We start from the raw sequence: 17204 nt of genomic DNA on the forward strand, positions 1-17204 counted from the left end.
CATTACCCGATCAAAGGCAATCGCCCAGTACCCGCACCAGTTTCTGCGCACGGGGGTCCATCAATACATAGGGGCCCAGGGTGTTGGTGACGAAACCAAAGGCGACGTCGTGCTCGGGATCGGCAAAGCCTACCGACCCACCAGCACCCGGATGACCGAAAGCCCGGGCACCCAGGCCGAAGGTCGCGTTGGCCACCTCCGGCTGGTCGAGCATGCAGCCCAGGCCGAAACGGGTCTGGGTCAGCAGGGTGCGGTCCTGGCCAAGGCTGTGCTCGCGGGTCAGTTCGTCGAGCAGTTCGGACTCCAGCAGGCTGCCGTCGAGCAGGCCGGCATAGAAGCCGGCCAGGCTGCGGGCGTTGCCGTGGCCGTTGGCCGCTGGCTGCTGCATGCGCCGCCACTCGGGTTTGTTGGTGCTGGTAAGGATCGCCGGCGGGTTGGTGAAGGCGCGGGTCGACAGCGCTTCGGGCTCGCGCAGGGTCACCTGCAGCAGGCGCTGGGCCGCGGCATCACCGGGGTTGCCTTTGCCGCGGGCGATGTGGGCCACCCGGTGAAACTCTTCGTCGGGCAGGCCGACATGGAAGTCCAGCCCCAACGGACGCGCGGTGCGGGCAACGATGGAGTCACCCGGGCCACGGCCGTCGGCGCGACGGATCAGCTCGCCGATCAACCAGCCATAGGTGATGGCGGCATAACCGTGTTCAGTGCCCGGCGTCCACCAGGGCGCCTCGGCAGCCAGGGCGTCGACCATGGTTTGCCAGTCGTAGAGGGCTTCGGCAGACAGCAATTCGCGGATGGCCGGCAAGCCGGCGCGGTGGCTGAGCAACTGGCGCAGGGTGATGTCCTGCTTGCCGGCCTGGTCGAACTCCGGCCAGTAGCGCGCGACCGGAACGTCCAGCGCCAGCTTGCCCTCGCCGACCAGTTGCAGGGCGGTGACGGCAGTGAAAGTCTTGGTGCAGGAGAACAGGTTGGCGATGGTATCGCTTTGCCAAGCCTGCTGGCCGTCCTTGTCGGCGCTGCCGGCCCAAAGGTCGATGACGGTCTGGCCGCCGACCTGGATGCACAGCGCCGCGCCACGCTCCTGGGAATCCTCGAACAATGCAGCGAAGGCATCGCGCACTGCTTCGAACTTCAGTTCATAGTGACCCTGGATCTGCACCCGCCTGCTCTCCGTCCGACTGTCTCACAAAGTCGTGCATTGTTTCAGTAGTTGGCGGGTTTGCATACTGAATGTGGCTGGAAGGTTGTCGGGAAAGCGGGCAGAGCGTCAGGGCGCTTTCGTCTCGAGCAGCTTGCGCAGTTGCTCCAGGGTCTGCTGGTTGGCCCTGCGCACCGCATCGACAAAGCCTGGGTAGGCCACATCGGTGATCCCGACAAGGCCCAGGTGCCCGTTCTCACCATCGAGCAGGCGGCCACTGGCCGGCTGGTCGAGGTACTGGAACCAGTGGGCGCCGACGATCATCGGCTGGGCCAGGGCGGCCTTGAGGAAGTTGCCATAGGCCGGCCCTCGGTCCTCCTCCCGCGCCACTTCCAGCGGCCCCGGCCAGAACGGGCCACGGTCGCGTGAGCCGAACTGGAACTCCGACACCAGCACCGGTTTGTCCAGCTCGGCCAGGCGGGCGAAGTCATAGCCGTCTTCAGGCTTGAGGGTATAGAAGTTGAAACTGAGCACATCGCAGAACTCGGCGCAGGCCTTGACCGCCTCGGGGGTGCTAATCGCGTAGCGCCCCCCCAGCAACAGGTGGTTGGGAGCGTGCCATTGGAGTGCATCGGAGATGGTCTTGAAGTAGGTCTGGGCGAATACCTGCTGGAAGTACTGGTAGTCGCGCTCGATTTCCGGGTGCTGCGGATCCGGCAGCGGCGCCTCGAAGCCGGGGTCTTCCATCAGTTCCCAGGCCTTGAGTTCGATACCCCAGGCCTTGGACAGGCCTTCCTGGTTGCGGTACTTGTCGCGCAGTTGCTTGAGGAAGGCGCGCTTGGCCGGCACATCGGTGGTCAGGCGCAAGGTGCCGTAGGCCAGGCCATAGCGTGCCTTGGGATCATCGCCGGGCGCAGCCCAGGCCAGTTCGTTGTCGGCGAAGTAACCGATCAGCCAGGGATCGTCGCGATGGTCCCGGGCGGCAATCGCCACCGCGCGCTCGGTGGCCATGGCAAAGCGTGGATCGAACGGGTCGGGCATGCGCCCCCACCAGTCCATGCCGGTGCTGATGCTCGCATAGTCGCCGACGATCGACAGGGGCAAGGTGTACGGCACACGCTTGGCCTGAGCCAGCGCCGGGTCGCTCCAGTTGCCCAGCGTGTTGAAACCCCATGCCTGCAGTCGGTCGAGGCTATGGGCCTGCCAGCGGGCGGCGTCGAAGCCGGCCTGGGTACAGACGGTTGCCGGTTGCCCTGCCGTCGCCGGGGCACAGGGGCTGGCGTAGGTGCGCTGCAGGTTCGCGGCATAGAAGTCGAACCAGCGCCCCTGCTTGAAACCACGGCCCTGGGACGATGCATTGCCATCGTCGTTGTTGCCTTCGCCATAGAAGGCTGCAAGGGGCTCGCCGTCCTGGGGCAGGCCATTGAACATGGCCTCGCGACCGGCCACGTAGGTGCGCCCGCCGTCGGCAGCCACGGCGTTGACGCCCAGCGAGTAGAACGGGTGGCCTTCAGGTGTGACCAAAAACCAACGGCCGTCGCGCTTCTCGGTGCGGAAGAATCCCGTGGCCTTGAAAGCCGAGCCTGCCAGCAGGCCGCCATAGGGGTCGAGCTTGTGCCGGTCACGCTCGGCCAGCCAGGTCTTGAGCTGTTGCTGCTCGCGCACATCGGCGGCCTTGAGCTGCTCGTCGTTGACGATCTTTTCCGGCCAGCGCGCGCGGGTGGATTGGCCATAGGCATCGATCAGCCCGCTGTAGGCGGCCTTGAATGCCTGGTCGTCATCCTGGATGCCGACCTTTTCGATCAGCAGGTTCTGCGCCACCTTGGGCCCCGGAATGCTCAGGCTGAGCGACACCACCTGCTTGAGGTCCACTTCGCCGGCGCTGCTGGTCATCAGCACGCGCTGGCCTTCGTAGGTCCAGGGCATCGGCGGCCCGGCACGCATGCCCTGGCCCAGCGGCGAGCTGGCCTTGAGCGGCACCATCACCGTTTGCGCCGGGCCGGCCGGCAGGTCGATGCGGCTGGTGAGCCTGCGCCCGGCGCTGTCCAGCAGCGTGAGGTCGACGGTCAGGGCCCAGTCCATGGCACTTTGCAGGCGAAGGGTGAGGAATTGCCCCGCCGACCAGTCCCAGCTTCCCGTCTGCGGGGCCAGGCGCAGGGTCGGGCGCTGCACCGGATTGAACACCACTCGCCGCAAGACCTCGCCCTCGGCCGTCTGCTCCGCGTTGTACTGCGGCATGTCGGCATCTTCGGTGGTGACCGTGACCACCGAGCTCGGACGGACGAAGCTGAACAACGTCTGCTGGCCTGCCAGCAAGGGCGTGCTGAACAACAGGGCGAGGACTACAGGCAGGGTACGACGGATCATGTGGACGGGGCTCTCCTTCAAGGCCCTGGCGGGCCCGTGATCGAGTCATGGACAACAGGCCGGTGCATCGTGCTCCGGCCGTTACTGGATCTCCCGCCGGAAGGGCGGCAACGCATTGAGGATAGCCTTGCCGTAGCGCTGGGTGACCAGGCGCCGGTCAAGCAAGGTGATGACACCCCGGTCCTGCTCGGTCCGCAGCAGGCGGCCACAGGCCTGGATCAGGCGCAGCGAGGCGTCGGGCACGGCGATTTCCATGAACGGATTGCCGCCACGCGCCTCGATCCATTCGGCCAGCGCCGCCTCGACCGGGTCGTCCGGCACGGCGAACGGGATCTTGGCAATGACCACGTGCTCGCAGTAAGCACCCGGCAGGTCGACACCTTCGGCGAAGCTGGCCAGGCCGAACAGCACGCTGTGCTGGCCGTCGTCGACCCGGGCCTTGTGCTTGTTGAGCGTCTCCTGCTTGGACAGGTTGCCCTGGATCAGCACCAGCTTGCGCCAGTCGCGGTCCAGGCCGTCGAACACATCCTGCATCTGCTTGCGCGAGGAGAACAGCACCAGCGCGCCACGCGCCTCCTCGACGATGTTCGGCAGTTCGCGGATGATCGCCGCAGTGTGGCCTGCGGCATCCCGTGGGTCGGCGCCCAGGTCCGGCACCCGCAACAGGCCGGCGTCACCGTGCACGAACGGGCTGGGCACCACGCACTGCACCGCGTCACGGGGCAGGCCCGAGCGCATGCGGAAGCGGTCGAACTTGCCCAGCGCAGTCAGGGTCGCCGAGGTGACCAGTGCACCGTAGGCGACGTTCCACAGGCTCTTGCGCAGCATTTCGGCAGCCAGGATGGGGCTGGCGTTGACCTCGATGTCGAACAGCGCGCCACTTTCGGCCAGGGTCAGCCAGCGCGCCATGGGCGGATTGTCTTCCGGGTCTTCGGCGGTGAAGGCGGTCCACAGCTCCCAGTTGCCCTGGGCACGGGTGACCAGGCTGCCGAACAGCGGGTACCACTCTTCGGCCTGATGGCTGGCGATGCCGATGTTGACCTCGCCGTCCATGCCTTCCTTGAGCAGGTCGGCCAGCCGGGTGAACAGGTCGTTGAGGCGGGCAAAGCCCTTCTTCAATTCGATGCCGACCTCGCGGATCTGCTCCGGCACCACGCCGCCCTCGAAGCGGTAACGCGGGCGGTCGCGGCCTTCCATGTCCTCGCCGGGACGAAAATCGGCGACCTGCTCGCACAGGGTGAACATGAACTGCTGCTGGGTGCGGATCTCCCGCGCCAGCTCCGGCACCTGCTCGATCAGCTTGCCCAGGTCGCCGGGCAGCGGGTGCTGGGCCAGCAGCTTGGTGAGGTTCTTGGCCGTCTGCTCCAGCCAGTCGGCGGTGGAGCGCAGCCGCGAGTAGTGGGCGAAGTGGCCGATGGCCTTGTCTGGCAGGTGATGGCCTTCGTCGAACACATACATCGTGTCGCGCGGGTCGGGCAGCACCGCACCGCCACCCAGCGCCAGGTCGGCCAGGACCATGTCGTGGTTGGTGACGATCACATCGACCTTGCCCATGCCTTCACGTGCCTTGTAGAACACGCACTGCTGGAAATTCGGGCAATGGCGGCCGGTGCACTGGCTGTGGTCGGTGGTCAGGCGCGCCCAGTCCTGGTCTTCCAGGGTTTCCGACCAGCTGTCGCGGTCGCCGTCCCAGCGGTTGCCGGCCAGCTTCTCGATCATGCTGTTGAACAGCTTCTGGCTGCGCTCGTCGACCTCGATGTGGAAGCCTTCTTCCTCGAACAACTGGGCGGTGGCCGACTGCGCATGGCCTTCCTGCAACAGCACGTCGAGCTTGGACAGGCACAGGTAGCGGCCACGGCCCTTGGCCAGGGCGAAGCTGAAGTTCAGGCCGCTGTTGCGCATCAGGTCGGGCAGGTCCTTGAAGACGATCTGCTCCTGCAGGGCAACGGTGGCCGTGGCGATCACCAGGCGCTTGCCGGCGGCCTTGGCGGCAGGAATCGCAGCCAGGCTGTAGGCGACCGTCTTGCCGGTACCGGTGCCGGCCTCGACCGCAACCACGGCAGGCTCGCCGGTGCGGCGGCCTTCGTCGTCACTGGCGATGTCGCCGAGCACCTTGGCCACTTCGGCGATCATCAGGCGCTGGCCATAACGCGGCTTGAGGCCCTTGGCTTCGAGAAAACGCGAATAGGCGCCCTGGATGGTGGCTTTGAGTTCGTTGCTGATCATGGTCTGAGGGCGCCCGGAGGGCTGGATATATTTTCAGTGTTTCGCATGGGGCGGCTATCATACCCCGCTATTGCCCTTTATGCCGCATGGAGATCCGGATGCTCGCCTTTGCCCTGCCCTACACACTGCATGTCCTGGCCGCCCTCGTCTGGGTCGGCGGGATGTTCTTCGCCTGGCTGGTGCTGCGCCCGGCCATGGTGGTGGCGCTGGAGGGGCCTGCGCGCCTGCAGCTGTGGCTGGAAGTTTTCCGACGCTTCTTCGGATGGGTCTGGCTGTCGGTCGCGGTACTGGCAATAAGTGGTATCGGGATGTTGCACATGCGCTTCAACGGCTTCGAGACCGCGCCGCGTCATGTGCAACTGATGATGGGCGGGGGGATCGTGATGTTCGCCGTGTTCATGCGCATACAGGCGCTGCTGCTGCCGGAGCTGCGGGCCGCGGTACAGGCGCAGGACTGGGCGACCGGCGCCAGCGTGCTGGGTCGGATCCGGCGGATGGTGGGGTTCAACCTGCTGCTGGGGATCGCGGTGGTGGCGGTGGCCAGTTCACGCCTGGTGTTCTGACCTCGCGGCTGCAGGCAACCGCAACCTCGTGTCGCGACAGGGCCGCAAGGCGGCCCCGATGACTCACGCCGGACGCCATGCGTGAAAGCGCAGGGCGCTGCCCGTCACAGCCGCTGCAGGATCAATTCCCCCGCCGCCCCGGCCAGCCCAGGTTGCCCGGGCAACCCCGGACGACCATTGCCACCGGCCTCGGTGCGATACACCAGGCAGCCCTTGCTCGCCCCACCCTGCCCAGCCTTGCCGGCCGCACCCGGCTTGCCCGGTGCCCCCCCATCGAGGCGCACCTGGATGCGCTCCTGCGGGAAATCCGCCGGCAGGGCCAGGCGAATCCTGCCGCCAGCCGCGCCGTCGTGGCCATCGCCGCCGTTGTCGCCGTTCGCGCCGCGGCTGGCCGAACCCCAGGTACAGCCACCGGAAGCGCCGTTGCCGCCATCGAGCCCGGCAAAACCCGGTGCCCCGGCACCGCCACGGGCGTCGATCGACAACTGCTCGGCCTCAAGCGTCTGCAGACGCAGGTCCAGGTCACGTCCCGGACGCGCGGCACGTTCAAAGCTGCCCGGAGCACCCGGCGCGCTGATCTCGCTGCCGGCACCGAGCACGGCGCTGCCGGCCTCGATGCTCAGTGCGCTCTGCGCAGGAGCAATGGCAATCCGTGCGTCGCGCCCCAGCTCGAGGTGGTCGATCTTCAGGGTGGTGAGCGTGGCCGGCAGCAGCAAGGTCGCCGAGTCGGCCACCTGCACCCGCTCCAGGTGCACGCTGGATGACTTGTTCGCCAGGCGCAGCATCGAGTGCGCCGCCACTTCAAGGCTCTCGGCCTGGGCCAGCGGGGTGGCCAGGGCGGCCAGCAACATCAACTTACGCATGGCGTGGAGCCTCCTGCGGACGGGGAATGGACATGACATGGAAGATGCCGGTCAGCAGGATCTGCAGGCGATCGAACCAGCGATGGCTGCGCCCGCGCAGGCTGGCGTTGAAGAACAACACCTCCAGCACGTGCAAGCCCAGCAGCGCGATGCCTGCAGCATTGATGAGCAGATTGAACGGCAAGGGTTGCGGCATCAGAAGATTGACCAGCACCACCCACCAGAAAAGTACCGTCAGGGCCTTGCCCAGGCCCAGGATGAACTTCATACCCCGCCCCCGACTGTCTTGTTATATGCGCGCGGCCCGTTCGAGCGGACCGCGTGCACAACAGTACCCCCGCGCCAGGGCGCGCGCCAGAGGGGATTCAGTTCAGGTGCAGTTCCACCCGTCGGTTCTTCGCCCGCCCCTCGTCAGTGTCGTTGTCCGCTACCGGCTCGCTTTCGCCGCGCCCCTGGCTGGTCACCTTGGCCGGCGCCAGCCCCTGGCCGATGAGGTACTGCGCAACGCTGGCCGCACGACGCTCGGACAGCCCCTGGTTATAGGCATCGGAACCGACGCTGTCGGTGTGCCCGACGACCCGCACGCCGGTCACCGACGGATCGCCCAGTTTCGGCATCAGACCCTGCAGGCGCTGCTGCGCCGGCCCCGACAACTGTGCCGAATCGAAGGCGAACAGCACCTGGCCCTGATCGTCGAGGGTGATGACCTCGGGCGCAGGCGGTGGCGCCTCGGGCTTGGGCGTCGAGGCTGGATACTGCGGCAGCGGGCAGCCCATGTGGTCGACCGCGGTACCTTTCGGCGTGTCCGGGCAGCGGTCGCGGCGATCGAACACGCCGTCGTCGTCTTCGTCGCCGTCCTGGGCGTAGCAGATCAGGCCACCGGCGATCGCACCGGCAACCCCGGCTCCAGCCGCCCAGCTGGAACTCTCGATGGCACCCAGGCCACCACCGACCAGCCCGCCCAACAGGCTGCAGACCGGCCAGGTTCGTTGATTGAGTGGTGCGCTGCCGTCGCTGTGGGTGGCGCAACCGGACAGCAGGCTGGTGGCCAGCAGCAGTGGTACAGCCGTTCTGGACAAGGTATTCATGGTGCATGTCCCCTGTGTAAGCGCCCACGCCACGGCTAAAGACGTGGGCGCGGGCCGTCAGCGCTGGATCTTGATCTCGGTACGGCGGTTCATGGCGCGACCGTCGGCCGTGGCGTTGTCGGCCACCGGCTGGGTCTCGCCGGCCCCCACCACCGACACGAAGCTGCTGCGCGGTACGCCGCTGCTCACCAGATAGTCGGTCACCGAATGGGCACGCCGCTCGGAGAGCTTCTGGTTGTAGCTGTCGGCGCCGACGCTGTCGGTGTGTCCGGTCACGCTCAGGCGGGCGCTCGGCGCTTCCTGTTTCAGGCGTGTGGCGATGGTGTTCAGGCGCTCCTTGTCGGCAGCGGTCAGGCGCGCGGAATCGAACTCGAAGTGCACGTCACGGATGACGATGACCTCTTCCTTCTCGACCACCACCACTTCCTCGACCACCGCGACCGGCTCGGGCGGGCAACCGTTGGCATCGACCTGCACGCCACGTGGGGTGCCGGGGCACTTGTCGCGGCTGTCCGGTACGCCATCACCGTCTTCGTCGCCGTCGCCATGGGCCCAGCAATAGCCCGCCGCCAGGCCACCGCCGAGCAACGCGCCCCAGCCGGCCCAGCTGGAGCTTTCGATGGCGCCCAGGGCCGCGCCGCCCACGCCCCCGACGGCAGCACACTTCGGCCAGTCGGTTTTTTGCAAACCTGCACAACCAGTCAACACACTGGTGAGCAGAACCAGGGGTATCGCTGTGCGTACTATGCTCATTTTCGTTGCTTCTCCTAGGGGGATCGGTGCAAAACCGATGCTCTGGGAGTAAAGACTGCCTATTCCCTCTCTGCCAGCAATACGCCACGACGCGGCGACGCGCCTCTTTGCCAGCGCGGCCGGGACCGCTAGTCTTGAGCGACCTGAACGAGGATTGGCAATGACCGACGGTTTTTCCCAACGCACCCCCCAGCAGGCCCTGGCGGCACTGCTCGAGCGCTTCGCACCGGCCCGCCTGCTGCTGGTCGGTACGCGTTTCCCGGCCCTGGACGCCTTCGCCGCCGCGCACCCGGCCGCGCAGATCGCCGTCGCCACGCCCGGCCCGCTGCCTGCCGGCCTGGCGGCGCAGCGCTTCGACCTCGCCGTGCTGGTGGACTGCCTGGAGCATCTGCCCAAACGCACGGGCCTGGAACTGCTGGGCGGGATTCGCAATCTCAATGCCAGCAGGGTCGCGGTCCTGGCGGATCTTGCCGCCTGTGCCTGGCAGGACACCGACTTCTTCGCCCTGGCCCTGTCGGCCAGCGAGAAATTCCGCCGCGACGAGCAGGTGCTGAGCCTGTTCACCTATGATCTACATGACTACAAGCAGGTCCCGGACTGGCTCAACGCCAAGTTCTGGGCCAACCCGGAAATGTTTGGCAAGTACTGGTGGTAAACCCATGAATATCAAGGGCTTACCTCACCATGAACGCTATCGAAGCTATGCCAGAGCAGGGCCAACTGTCACCAGCCTGTAACCAGCCTTGTCACCAACGACTATCTCAGGCCCTTTCGGTCTGGCATTACAGACGGTCAGGAATCTATTACCTGAGGGTTCGCCCTCGGGGATGCTCTACCCGTAGTCTCGCCATCTCTCTCCGTTCCACCGATAGGCCAACCGCTATGCAGTTCTCCAAGGACATCCTCAAGACACTGGCTGTCTTCCACCTCGACCGCCCTGAGGCTTCGTGGGAGGACCTCAAGGAACGTCTAAAGGAGATCGCTGAGGACGCCCTACAGGGCCATAGCGAGGACTCAAGGGGCCTCTACATGGAAATCTATGACCAGATGAGCAACCACCTCGCTGAGGCAGCCTCGCTTGGTCGATTCACTGGGAGCCAGCAACGAGCTATCGGCACAGGCCAGCGGGTTCTCAGGGCTGCTCAGGAGCGTCTTGAAGGTCGTCCTCAGGAACTCACGGAGATCATTGGGGAGCTGTCTTGTAGCACGTCTGTGGCCCCTTCCGTGTCCCTATCTGTAAATGCGTCCTCGACAGACCCGATCACCTTCGAGGCCCTCTCTGAGCTGTTCATCAAGGAGCGCCAAGGCAACGTGGAAGGCTCGACTCTCAAGGCCATTCAATCGAACTGTAGGACCCTCTCAGGGCTTCTCGGGGACCTCGACATCAAGACCCACACAAGGGCTGACATGGTGGCGCTCAAAGAGCGTGTGATGGATGGCCGCAAGGTCCTGACAGTCAACAAGCTATTGACCCAGCTATCCACCGTCATGGACTGGGCTGTAAACAACGGCTTCCTTGAGCGCTCCTATGACAAGGGTCTGAAGATCGAGAAAGGGGCTGACAGTGAGCGTAGGCCCTTCTCACGTGATGAGGTGGCAACCATCATGGACCATGCCAACGCCTTGTCTGAACATGACTGGAAGCGCTGGGCGCTGTCTCTGGGAGTCCTCACAGGTGCCCGTATTGGTGAGCTGTACCAACTGACTCAGGACGACATAAAGCAAGTGGACGGGATCACCGTCATCGACATCAACAAGGACGAGAAGGGAAAGACCCTGAAGAATGACTTCTCCATCCGGCAAGTCCCTCTGATCGATGGGGCCTATGGGTTCTCCCTCAAGACCTTCCTTGAGTGGGTCGCATCGGAACCCGGCAAGCTGTTCAAAGCGAAGGCTCACTATTTCAACAAGCCGCTCAATGAGGCCCTACGTGAGCCGCTGGGGCTGAAGGCAGGCAGTGACCAGTCGTTCCACTCGCTAAGACATTCTCTGTCGGGCCTGCTGAAGGCCGCAGCGACCCCTGAGGTCATCGCTCAGAGCATCACCGGGCACAGCTCAGGGAACATCACTTACGACCTCTACGCGGGGTCTCAGAGGGTTCCTGTGGGGACGCTCCATGAGGCTCTGGTGAAAGCGTTTCCCCTGATACTAAAATAGTGGCTTTGCCCATCGCATCTCAAGGAAGTGATTCAATGTTAGCGACCATATTTATAGCGATCCTCTGTTTTGTCTTATGGAACGTCCTCAAAGGCACTCTCAGGGCGACCATAAGCCGTTCTGTTCAGTATGCCGCATCGCGGGGTGTTCCTTATGATTTTGCCAGGGCGATGATGGCTGATAGGGCAGTGGTCAAACAGGCTCGACTCCATCTGGTGGGCCATAGTCCGGATATGCGGAGAGAACCGGTCTACGTGCAGTATGGGATTTCAATAATGTATTTGTACGAAGTTTCTGAGCAGGGGAAGCAGCATGTTTGAGTTTATCGGGATCGTAGTAGCTTTAATCTTCGGATGGGCTGTATTGCAAGTGATTGCCAGCCGGGTATTCCCAGAGTACGGACTAAAAAGAGCCCAGCGGCGATACATGAAAGAGCCAAGCGCAGAGAACGAGCGTCTGATGTGGGATGCTCGTCATAGGCTCAATCGACGTAAGCGTGGTTAACGCTACCTTATAGGCACTGTGGGAACTGGTGTCGCAAAACCCCTCACTATGGCTGCACGTTCGCAGCGGCCATATGAGGACCACTGTCATGACCCTGCTCACTCAACCCGGACCACTTCACCGTCACGTCGATCACGAAACCGGAACCATCCTTCACATTAACCCAATCTCTGGCGAGGTCATCACCCACAGAGACATGGTTCGACCGGCAACCCTTGAGGCCCAGTATCAGGCATGGGCCGCTGAGCGTCGTGCCGATGAGTCCCTCTCTGAGGACCACCAGAAAGCCGCCAAGGGCCTTTCCAGCGAGACCCAAGGGCAACCCCAAGAGACCCCAAGCGATGAACCCAAGCGAGGCCGTGGACGCCCAAAGGCCACCTTCGCTAACCCTGTCGCAGCCTACATGCACCTCCTTGCGATTCCCGATCCGCTGCCATGGGTAGACGACATCGTTACTGGGTCGATCATCACCAGTGCCGGAGTCACCAACGGAAAGATCAACGTCAAGGCCCGAGCGGTCATCGGTGCGTTGTTCCTTTCGGAGATCACAGCGGACGCCTGCAAGACCAATGAGTATTCCTTGAGGACTGCCCAGCGAATCGCCAAGGCTGCCCGACACGCTGCCCATGGGATCGCTTCGTATTTGGAGAGACACCCAGACATCAAGGCTGAGATTGTGGCCGAGGTGGGCGCAGAGGCTCTATTCCGGGGCTTAGCGACTTAACGCCGGATAGTATAAAGAAAATCTCAACGACCTCTCAGCGACCATCAGAATCGACAAGCTCATCGACCAGACCCAAAGGGAGAGGGGTTGTTAATTACAACTCCCTCATCTCTCAGTCATCTCAAAGGGCATCTTAAAGAACAACCGAAAGGAGACCTCTCATCATGACCAGCATTGTCTGCCCAGCTAACTCATGCCTCACCACTGAACAATTGACCACCTTATCCATGGTCTTCCCTCGACCTGCTCGTGCTCAGCTCATCGAACTACGGAACATCCTCAGCGACTACCGGGCCGCATTCAGAGTCTATAAGGCAGGCGAAGTAACTTTCGACATGGAGGGTCTCGCTCAAAGAGTCCTCGTTAAGTGTCCCGCTAAAACACTCGACCGCCTGAACCAACTGCTGGACCAAGGGCTTTGTCTGCAAGCAATCGCAGTGACGCCTTTGAAGATTCCATTGAGTGGCCCCGAAGGAATCTCACTCACAGCTTGAAGGCAACCGTCAAGACTGTCGTTAAAAACCCTCACTATGGGTAAGACAGAACGACCCACAACAAAAATAATTTCTCTCTGCCATTGCTGCACAGCCGTTGCCACGGTTGAACCCTCCGCAATACCGATGCCCTTCAGGCTCGCCATGTCCTGATCGACCAGCATCACAAATACCCAAACCTCAAATCAAGAACTCATCCGTCAGCCTTGGAAGGTGCCCACGCGGCTCTCTCCTTGCCGTCTTGTCGTGCGTATCTATGGCACCAAGGCTGAGCGAATGGGTCACCTCACAGGAGAACCCAACCATGAAAATCACCATCACCAAAGTCCTGAAGAACGAAGTCACCATCTGCGGCCAAACCCAGACCCGTGAGTACGTCGAGAACATCATGCTGCCCATGCTGGTCGCCCAATGCGGGACCGTTAAGGGCCAGCAATTCGAGATCGTTAAGGCGTTCGATGAGGCCGGTCTGTCGCTCCAAGCGATTCCCGTAGTTGCCCGAGAGTACCGCCAAGACCAATGCCAAAAGGCTCAGGAGCGTGCTCGCTTGCAGGCTGAGGCCAATGCCCATGCTGAGCGGTGCCGTGAATGGTCGCCCCGTGAGATCGCCCAAGCGAAGGCCGACAAGGAAGCCCGAGCCGCTGCCATTCGTGAGCATGGTGCCCGTATCCGAGCTGCCTCCCGTGCCAACAGCGCTGGCTGGTAACAGCACCTTCCTCGACACACAACCACTTCATTCATCTATTCAGGAGAAACAATCATGACTAAGCCATTCCAGTACACCAAACCTTCGACCTACACCACCGCCATCACTGATGAGCACACCGGGTCGATTCGATTCAACACTGCCGATGTTCGCCCAGAGACCCAAGCGGCCACTGACGTGTCCGTCTATGTGGAAGCCCTTGTGGAGGCCGCTGAGGACTACTTGAACGGCGACGAGTGGCGAGAGGCTGCCATGGAGGCAACCCCTTGCGAGTTCCGTCCGGCTGGCTCTGAGGCCACTGGGCAACAGATCATCACCATGGCCGACCGCTCCGTCACCTTCGACCCTCGCAAGAACTGGGACAACCAGACCATCGACAAGGGTGAAGTCCTGGCCGGTTCTGTGATCTTCACTGAGGCCACCGACACGGCATTGGTCATCAGCCACCGTGCCACCATCCTCGACCACAATCTGATGGCAGGCTTCACCGTCCAGTCCATGGAGCAAAACGCTGACAAGATGCTCCGTGACATCGAGCACAGCGCAGCCGGTAAGGTCGCTGCCATCTTGGCGACTGCCCCAAGCACTGAGAGCGTCACCGAGGCCAAGCCTACGGGCAAGCCTGTCGAGATCGCAGAGGACCTCATCGACATCCTGACGACCCACGTTAACCAGACTGTGGGCACCTCGTTGAGTGACTTCGTGATCCTGCTCCCAGTGTCGCTGGTGGCGGTCCTTGAACGTGCTGCTCAGCGTGCTGGTCAGAACTCTATTGAGGACCTCATTGGCGCAGGCGTACAGCCATACACTGGGACCGACCACGGCATCTTCATGTTGCCCAAGCTGTTCACCTCACTGAGCTACCGTGAGCGCCAAGACGGCAGCGTGTGGCGCATCGAAGCGACCCGCAACCCGAACGCCCAAGGCTGGGACCTTGAGATTATGGCTGTGGTGGACATCATCGCCAATGGCATGGTCAAGGTGAAACTGACTACCGATGGTCTCCAGACCGTCCAAGTGCCGTTCCCGCTGGTCACCAATGTGAAGCTGACCGCCTGACCACTTAGCTCCTAAGGGCCCGCAATGGGCCTCAATGGGCCTTCTACAGGAGACCAATGCCATGAGTCAGCCAATGACCAGAATCCAACGCAAGCGCCTTGTAGTGGCCTTATCAGCTTCCCTCACTGGGCTCCCTATGGGCCCCGCTGTGGCTCGCTTTGAAGCCTATGAGCGTGAGCGTAACCGTGTCCGCAAGGCCGTGAAAGCTAAATGACATAGACCAGTAAGACCGACTCAAAGAGCCCGGCATGGTCTCCCTTACCTAAATCCACTCACTGTTGCGACCAATATCTCAACCGCTGCACCTGCCCGTCGCTGGGCATCATCCAATCGAAAGTCTTTCTGTTTGCCCTCTGTGCCACTGTCAGTACCCGTCATGGGGTCTTTCGGCTGCCCGTGGGAGCGAACTCAGAGAGCAAACAAAAGGAAAACATGACCATGAATATCAACATCAAACACAAGCATTCCGGCCACGTCATCATCATCGAAGGTCACGCCTTCAAAGCAAACGACCGGGGCCAATGGGACCTGACTGACATCTGGCGAACCCTGAAGCTGCCCAAGGGTAAAAGTCCCGGCCAATGGGCCAAGCGCAAAGAGGCAGAGCGCTACGCAGAGATGCAGAAATTGAATCTCTCCCACGGCAGCGGCGCATGGGCGACCAAGCAAGCAACCATCCGATATGCCGCATGGGTCTCCCCAGAGTTTGAGGATATGGTCTATGACGCCTTCGAGGCGATCCTTGAGATGCCCGAGGTAGCTGCACTGGTGGCCGACAAGATGGCCTCACTGGGCAATGACCATAGTGCAGACATCCTCAAGCGCATGACCTTCAACGACAAGTGCGATTGGAAGGCCCTCAAGGCTCCCCACAAGAACACTCAAAGGGGTCTTCGGGCTGCCGTAGCAAAAGGCAATCTGACTCCACAGAGAGCCGCTGAGCTGGGCCTCAAGATCACCTAATCATCAACCTACAGGAGAACCCCATGGACCACTTACAGGCCCTCTACTGGGTCTGTCTGGCCGTTCAACTGGGGTTCTGGTTGTGGTCGCATAGACCACCGTAGTTAGCTGCTCGCCAGCTCACAGCAGGCCCTTTGAGAATCTGACAGAAAAATCTGAAAGGTCACCATTACAAGACTTCCCGCGCAGGCTCCCCCGTAGGCCCTCCCATGGGTGCCCGTGGGCGCGTTAAGGACCCCAGTTAATTCGCCCTTGCGGTCTCGCTGTCTGTCACCAACACTGTCACCAGCTTTGTCACCAAATTCCTTGAGGTCCTCTATGAAGCCCGCTACGCTTGGCCTGCCACCATGCCCCACTCAGTTCTGGGCCAACCCGCAAAACTTCGGCAAGTACTGGTGGTGATTTCATGAGTGTCTCGGTCTGCCCCTGCGGCAGCGGCAATCTTCTCGACGCGTGCTGCGGGCACTATCACGCCGGCACCCCGGCGCCCGATGCCCAGGCGCTGATGCGCTCGCGCTACAGCGCCTATGTGCTGGGGCTGGTGGACTACCTGGTGGCCACCACCCTGCCCGCCCAGCAGGCCGGGCTGGATCGCGACGGCATCGCCGCGTGGAGCGCGCAAAGCACCTGGCTGGGGCTGGAGGTGGAGAGCGCCGAGGTCCTGGGCGGGCAACCCGAGCATGCCTTCGTCACCTTCACCGCACGCTGGCACGACCAGCAGGGCGATCACCAGCACCGTGAGCGCTCGGCCTTCGTCCAGCACGCCGGACGCTGGTACTTCATCGACCCGACGGTGGCGCTCGACGCCGGGCGCAACGATCCCTGCCCTTGCGCCAGCGGGCAGAAATTCAAGAAATGCTGCGCCAGCTACCTCGGTAACCGCTGATGAATGCCCTGGCCCGCCTGCTCCTGCTCGGCCTCACCCTGGCCTTGCTGGGGGGGTGTGCGGGATGGGGCGGCAACGACTGGCGCGAACCCGAGGTGCACCTGGTGAGGGTGGAAACCGTCAAGGCACGCCTGCACCAGCAGGAGTTCATCCTGCACCTGCGCATCGACAACCCCAACGACAGCCGCCTGTTCATCCGCAACCTGTCCTATGCGATCCGCCTCAATGACCTGTTGCTGGTGGAGGATGAAACCAGCCTCTGGCGCAGCGTCGGCCCACATGCAAGGCGCACCTTCAAGATCACTGCACGCACCAACCTCTGGCAGCACCTCAAGCCCCTGGCCAAACTGCTCAGGAGCGGCGATCCGCTGCGCTACACGCTGCAGGGCGAACTGAATACCGGACTGATCAGTCGACGGGACCTGCACTTGTCGCGCAGTGGTGAGATAATCCCCGGCGATTTTCAACCGGAGTGACCCGCAATGACCCAGCAACCCCATGTCCATGGCCCTGACTGCAACCACGATCACGATCACCACCACGATCATGGCCATGTGCACGGCCCACACTGCAACCACGGCCACCAGGAGCCGGTGCGCAACGCCCTGAAGGACGTCGGTCGCAACGATCCGTGCCCGTGCGGCAGCGAGAAGAAATTCAAGAAGTGCCACGGCGCGTAAAAGCGTGCCAGGCGGCGCTGCTTTTAGCGCTTGCAG

Annotated in this window: 18 protein-coding genes; 11 read left to right on the forward strand and 7 right to left on the reverse strand. The window is 62.7% G+C overall.

Annotated elements, in window-relative coordinates:
- Positions 1-10: 10 nt before the first annotated feature.
- From AC1TXO_RS20595 to dinG, 3 genes are all read right to left on the reverse strand, one after another.
- Positions 11-1156, reverse strand: a complete 1146-nt coding sequence (locus AC1TXO_RS20595; protein ID WP_486403442.1) for a serine hydrolase domain-containing protein — start codon at positions 1154-1156, stop codon at positions 11-13.
- Between the two features lie 108 nt (positions 1157-1264).
- On the reverse strand, positions 1265-3502 hold the full coding sequence (locus AC1TXO_RS20600; protein ID WP_486403443.1) for a beta-agarase: 2238 nt from the start codon (positions 3500-3502) through the stop codon (positions 1265-1267).
- An 81-nt stretch (positions 3503-3583) separates the two neighbouring features.
- Positions 3584-5728, reverse strand: a complete 2145-nt coding sequence (dinG, locus tag AC1TXO_RS20605) for an ATP-dependent DNA helicase DinG (RefSeq protein WP_486403444.1) — start codon at positions 5726-5728, stop codon at positions 3584-3586.
- Between the two features lie 98 nt (positions 5729-5826).
- Here dinG and AC1TXO_RS20610 point away from each other — a divergent pair, with 98 nt between their 5' ends.
- Entirely contained in the window at positions 5827-6291 is a 465-nt protein-coding gene (locus AC1TXO_RS20610) for a CopD family protein (RefSeq protein ID WP_486403445.1), read from the forward strand.
- 104 nt (positions 6292-6395) lie between these two features.
- Here AC1TXO_RS20610 and AC1TXO_RS20615 read toward each other — a convergent pair whose 3' ends face one another.
- The 4 genes from AC1TXO_RS20615 to AC1TXO_RS20630 all read right to left on the reverse strand — a co-directional run bounded on the left by AC1TXO_RS20615 (position 6396) and on the right by AC1TXO_RS20630 (position 8995).
- Entirely contained in the window at positions 6396-7154 is a 759-nt protein-coding gene (locus tag AC1TXO_RS20615) for a collagen-like protein (protein WP_486403446.1), read from the reverse strand.
- Positions 7147-7422, reverse strand: coding sequence for a DUF1145 domain-containing protein (locus AC1TXO_RS20620; protein ID WP_486403447.1), 276 nt, complete (start codon positions 7420-7422; stop codon positions 7147-7149). Before AC1TXO_RS20620 ends, AC1TXO_RS20615 begins: the two co-directional genes overlap by 8 nt.
- 97 nt (positions 7423-7519) lie before the next feature.
- Entirely contained in the window at positions 7520-8242 is a 723-nt protein-coding gene (locus AC1TXO_RS20625) for a PA1041 family peptidoglycan-binding anchor lipoprotein (protein WP_486403448.1), read from the reverse strand.
- A gap of 57 nt (positions 8243-8299) precedes the next feature.
- Complete coding sequence (locus AC1TXO_RS20630) at positions 8300-8995, reverse strand: PA1041 family peptidoglycan-binding anchor lipoprotein (protein ID WP_486403449.1); 696 nt, start codon at positions 8993-8995, stop codon at positions 8300-8302.
- Positions 8996-9155: 160 nt separating this feature from the next.
- Between AC1TXO_RS20630 and AC1TXO_RS20635 the strand changes: the two genes are divergently transcribed.
- The 10 genes from AC1TXO_RS20635 (at position 9156) to AC1TXO_RS20680 (ending at position 17168) form a co-directional block, all read left to right on the forward strand.
- Positions 9156-9650 carry a DUF6231 family protein gene (locus AC1TXO_RS20635; protein WP_486403450.1) on the forward strand — a complete coding sequence of 165 codons (495 nt, stop codon included), beginning with the start codon at positions 9156-9158 and terminating at the stop codon, positions 9648-9650.
- A 227-nt stretch (positions 9651-9877) separates the two neighbouring features.
- Positions 9878-11152: a site-specific integrase gene (locus tag AC1TXO_RS20640; protein WP_486403451.1), complete on the forward strand. Its 1275-nt coding sequence runs from the start codon at positions 9878-9880 to the stop codon at positions 11150-11152.
- 592 nt (positions 11153-11744) lie between these two features.
- The gene (locus AC1TXO_RS20645) at positions 11745-12380 is read left to right on the forward strand and encodes a hypothetical protein (RefSeq protein ID WP_486403452.1); all 636 of its coding nucleotides are present in this window, start codon (positions 11745-11747) and stop codon (positions 12378-12380) included.
- A gap of 164 nt (positions 12381-12544) precedes the next feature.
- Positions 12545-12874, forward strand: coding sequence for a hypothetical protein (locus AC1TXO_RS20650; RefSeq protein ID WP_486403453.1), 330 nt, complete (start codon positions 12545-12547; stop codon positions 12872-12874).
- Positions 12875-13178: 304 nt separating this feature from the next.
- Positions 13179-13580, forward strand: coding sequence for a hypothetical protein (locus AC1TXO_RS20655; RefSeq protein ID WP_486403454.1), 402 nt, complete (start codon positions 13179-13181; stop codon positions 13578-13580).
- 54 nt (positions 13581-13634) lie between these two features.
- Complete coding sequence (locus AC1TXO_RS20660; RefSeq protein ID WP_486403455.1) at positions 13635-14639, forward strand: hypothetical protein; 1005 nt, start codon at positions 13635-13637, stop codon at positions 14637-14639.
- 438 nt (positions 14640-15077) lie between these two features.
- Entirely contained in the window at positions 15078-15602 is a 525-nt protein-coding gene (locus tag AC1TXO_RS20665) for a hypothetical protein (protein ID WP_486403456.1), read from the forward strand.
- Between the two features lie 406 nt (positions 15603-16008).
- Positions 16009-16488 carry a YchJ family protein gene (locus tag AC1TXO_RS20670; RefSeq protein WP_486403457.1) on the forward strand — a complete coding sequence of 160 codons (480 nt, stop codon included), beginning with the start codon at positions 16009-16011 and terminating at the stop codon, positions 16486-16488.
- Entirely contained in the window at positions 16488-16964 is a 477-nt protein-coding gene (locus tag AC1TXO_RS20675; RefSeq protein ID WP_486403458.1) for an LEA/WHy family protein, read from the forward strand. The genes AC1TXO_RS20670 and AC1TXO_RS20675 overlap by 1 nt, the downstream gene beginning before the upstream one ends.
- Before the next feature lie 6 nt (positions 16965-16970).
- Positions 16971-17168, forward strand: coding sequence for an SEC-C metal-binding domain-containing protein (locus tag AC1TXO_RS20680; protein ID WP_138221141.1), 198 nt, complete (start codon positions 16971-16973; stop codon positions 17166-17168).
- Positions 17169-17204 lie beyond the last annotated feature (36 nt).

The sequence above is a fragment of the Pseudomonas sp. FA117 genome (assembly GCF_057370475.1).

Bases quoted from the DNA above. Each gene is read 5' to 3' on its own strand.
- AC1TXO_RS20600 (WP_486403443.1), bottom strand. From the start codon at position 3,502: ATGATCCGTCGTACCCTGCCTGTAGTCCTCGCCCTGTTGTTCAGCACG.
- dinG (WP_486403444.1), bottom strand. From the start codon at position 5,728: ATGATCAGCAACGAACTCAAAGCCACCATCCAGGGCGCCTATTCGCGT.
- AC1TXO_RS20610 (WP_486403445.1), top strand. From the start codon at position 5,827: ATGCTCGCCTTTGCCCTGCCCTACACACTGCATGTCCTGGCCGCCCTC.
- AC1TXO_RS20615 (WP_486403446.1), bottom strand. From the start codon at position 7,154: ATGCGTAAGTTGATGTTGCTGGCCGCCCTGGCCACCCCGCTGGCCCAG.
- AC1TXO_RS20620 (WP_486403447.1), bottom strand. From the start codon at position 7,422: ATGAAGTTCATCCTGGGCCTGGGCAAGGCCCTGACGGTACTTTTCTGG.
- AC1TXO_RS20625 (WP_486403448.1), bottom strand. From the start codon at position 8,242: ATGAATACCTTGTCCAGAACGGCTGTACCACTGCTGCTGGCCACCAGC.
- AC1TXO_RS20630 (WP_486403449.1), bottom strand. From the start codon at position 8,995: ATGAGCATAGTACGCACAGCGATACCCCTGGTTCTGCTCACCAGTGTG.
- AC1TXO_RS20635 (WP_486403450.1), top strand. From the start codon at position 9,156: ATGACCGACGGTTTTTCCCAACGCACCCCCCAGCAGGCCCTGGCGGCA.
- AC1TXO_RS20640 (WP_486403451.1), top strand. From the start codon at position 9,878: ATGCAGTTCTCCAAGGACATCCTCAAGACACTGGCTGTCTTCCACCTC.
- AC1TXO_RS20645 (WP_486403452.1), top strand. From the start codon at position 11,745: ATGACCCTGCTCACTCAACCCGGACCACTTCACCGTCACGTCGATCAC.
- AC1TXO_RS20650 (WP_486403453.1), top strand. From the start codon at position 12,545: ATGACCAGCATTGTCTGCCCAGCTAACTCATGCCTCACCACTGAACAA.
- AC1TXO_RS20655 (WP_486403454.1), top strand. From the start codon at position 13,179: ATGAAAATCACCATCACCAAAGTCCTGAAGAACGAAGTCACCATCTGC.
- AC1TXO_RS20660 (WP_486403455.1), top strand. From the start codon at position 13,635: ATGACTAAGCCATTCCAGTACACCAAACCTTCGACCTACACCACCGCC.
- AC1TXO_RS20665 (WP_486403456.1), top strand. From the start codon at position 15,078: ATGAATATCAACATCAAACACAAGCATTCCGGCCACGTCATCATCATC.
- AC1TXO_RS20670 (WP_486403457.1), top strand. From the start codon at position 16,009: ATGAGTGTCTCGGTCTGCCCCTGCGGCAGCGGCAATCTTCTCGACGCG.
- AC1TXO_RS20675 (WP_486403458.1), top strand. From the start codon at position 16,488: ATGAATGCCCTGGCCCGCCTGCTCCTGCTCGGCCTCACCCTGGCCTTG.
- AC1TXO_RS20680 (WP_138221141.1), top strand. From the start codon at position 16,971: ATGACCCAGCAACCCCATGTCCATGGCCCTGACTGCAACCACGATCAC.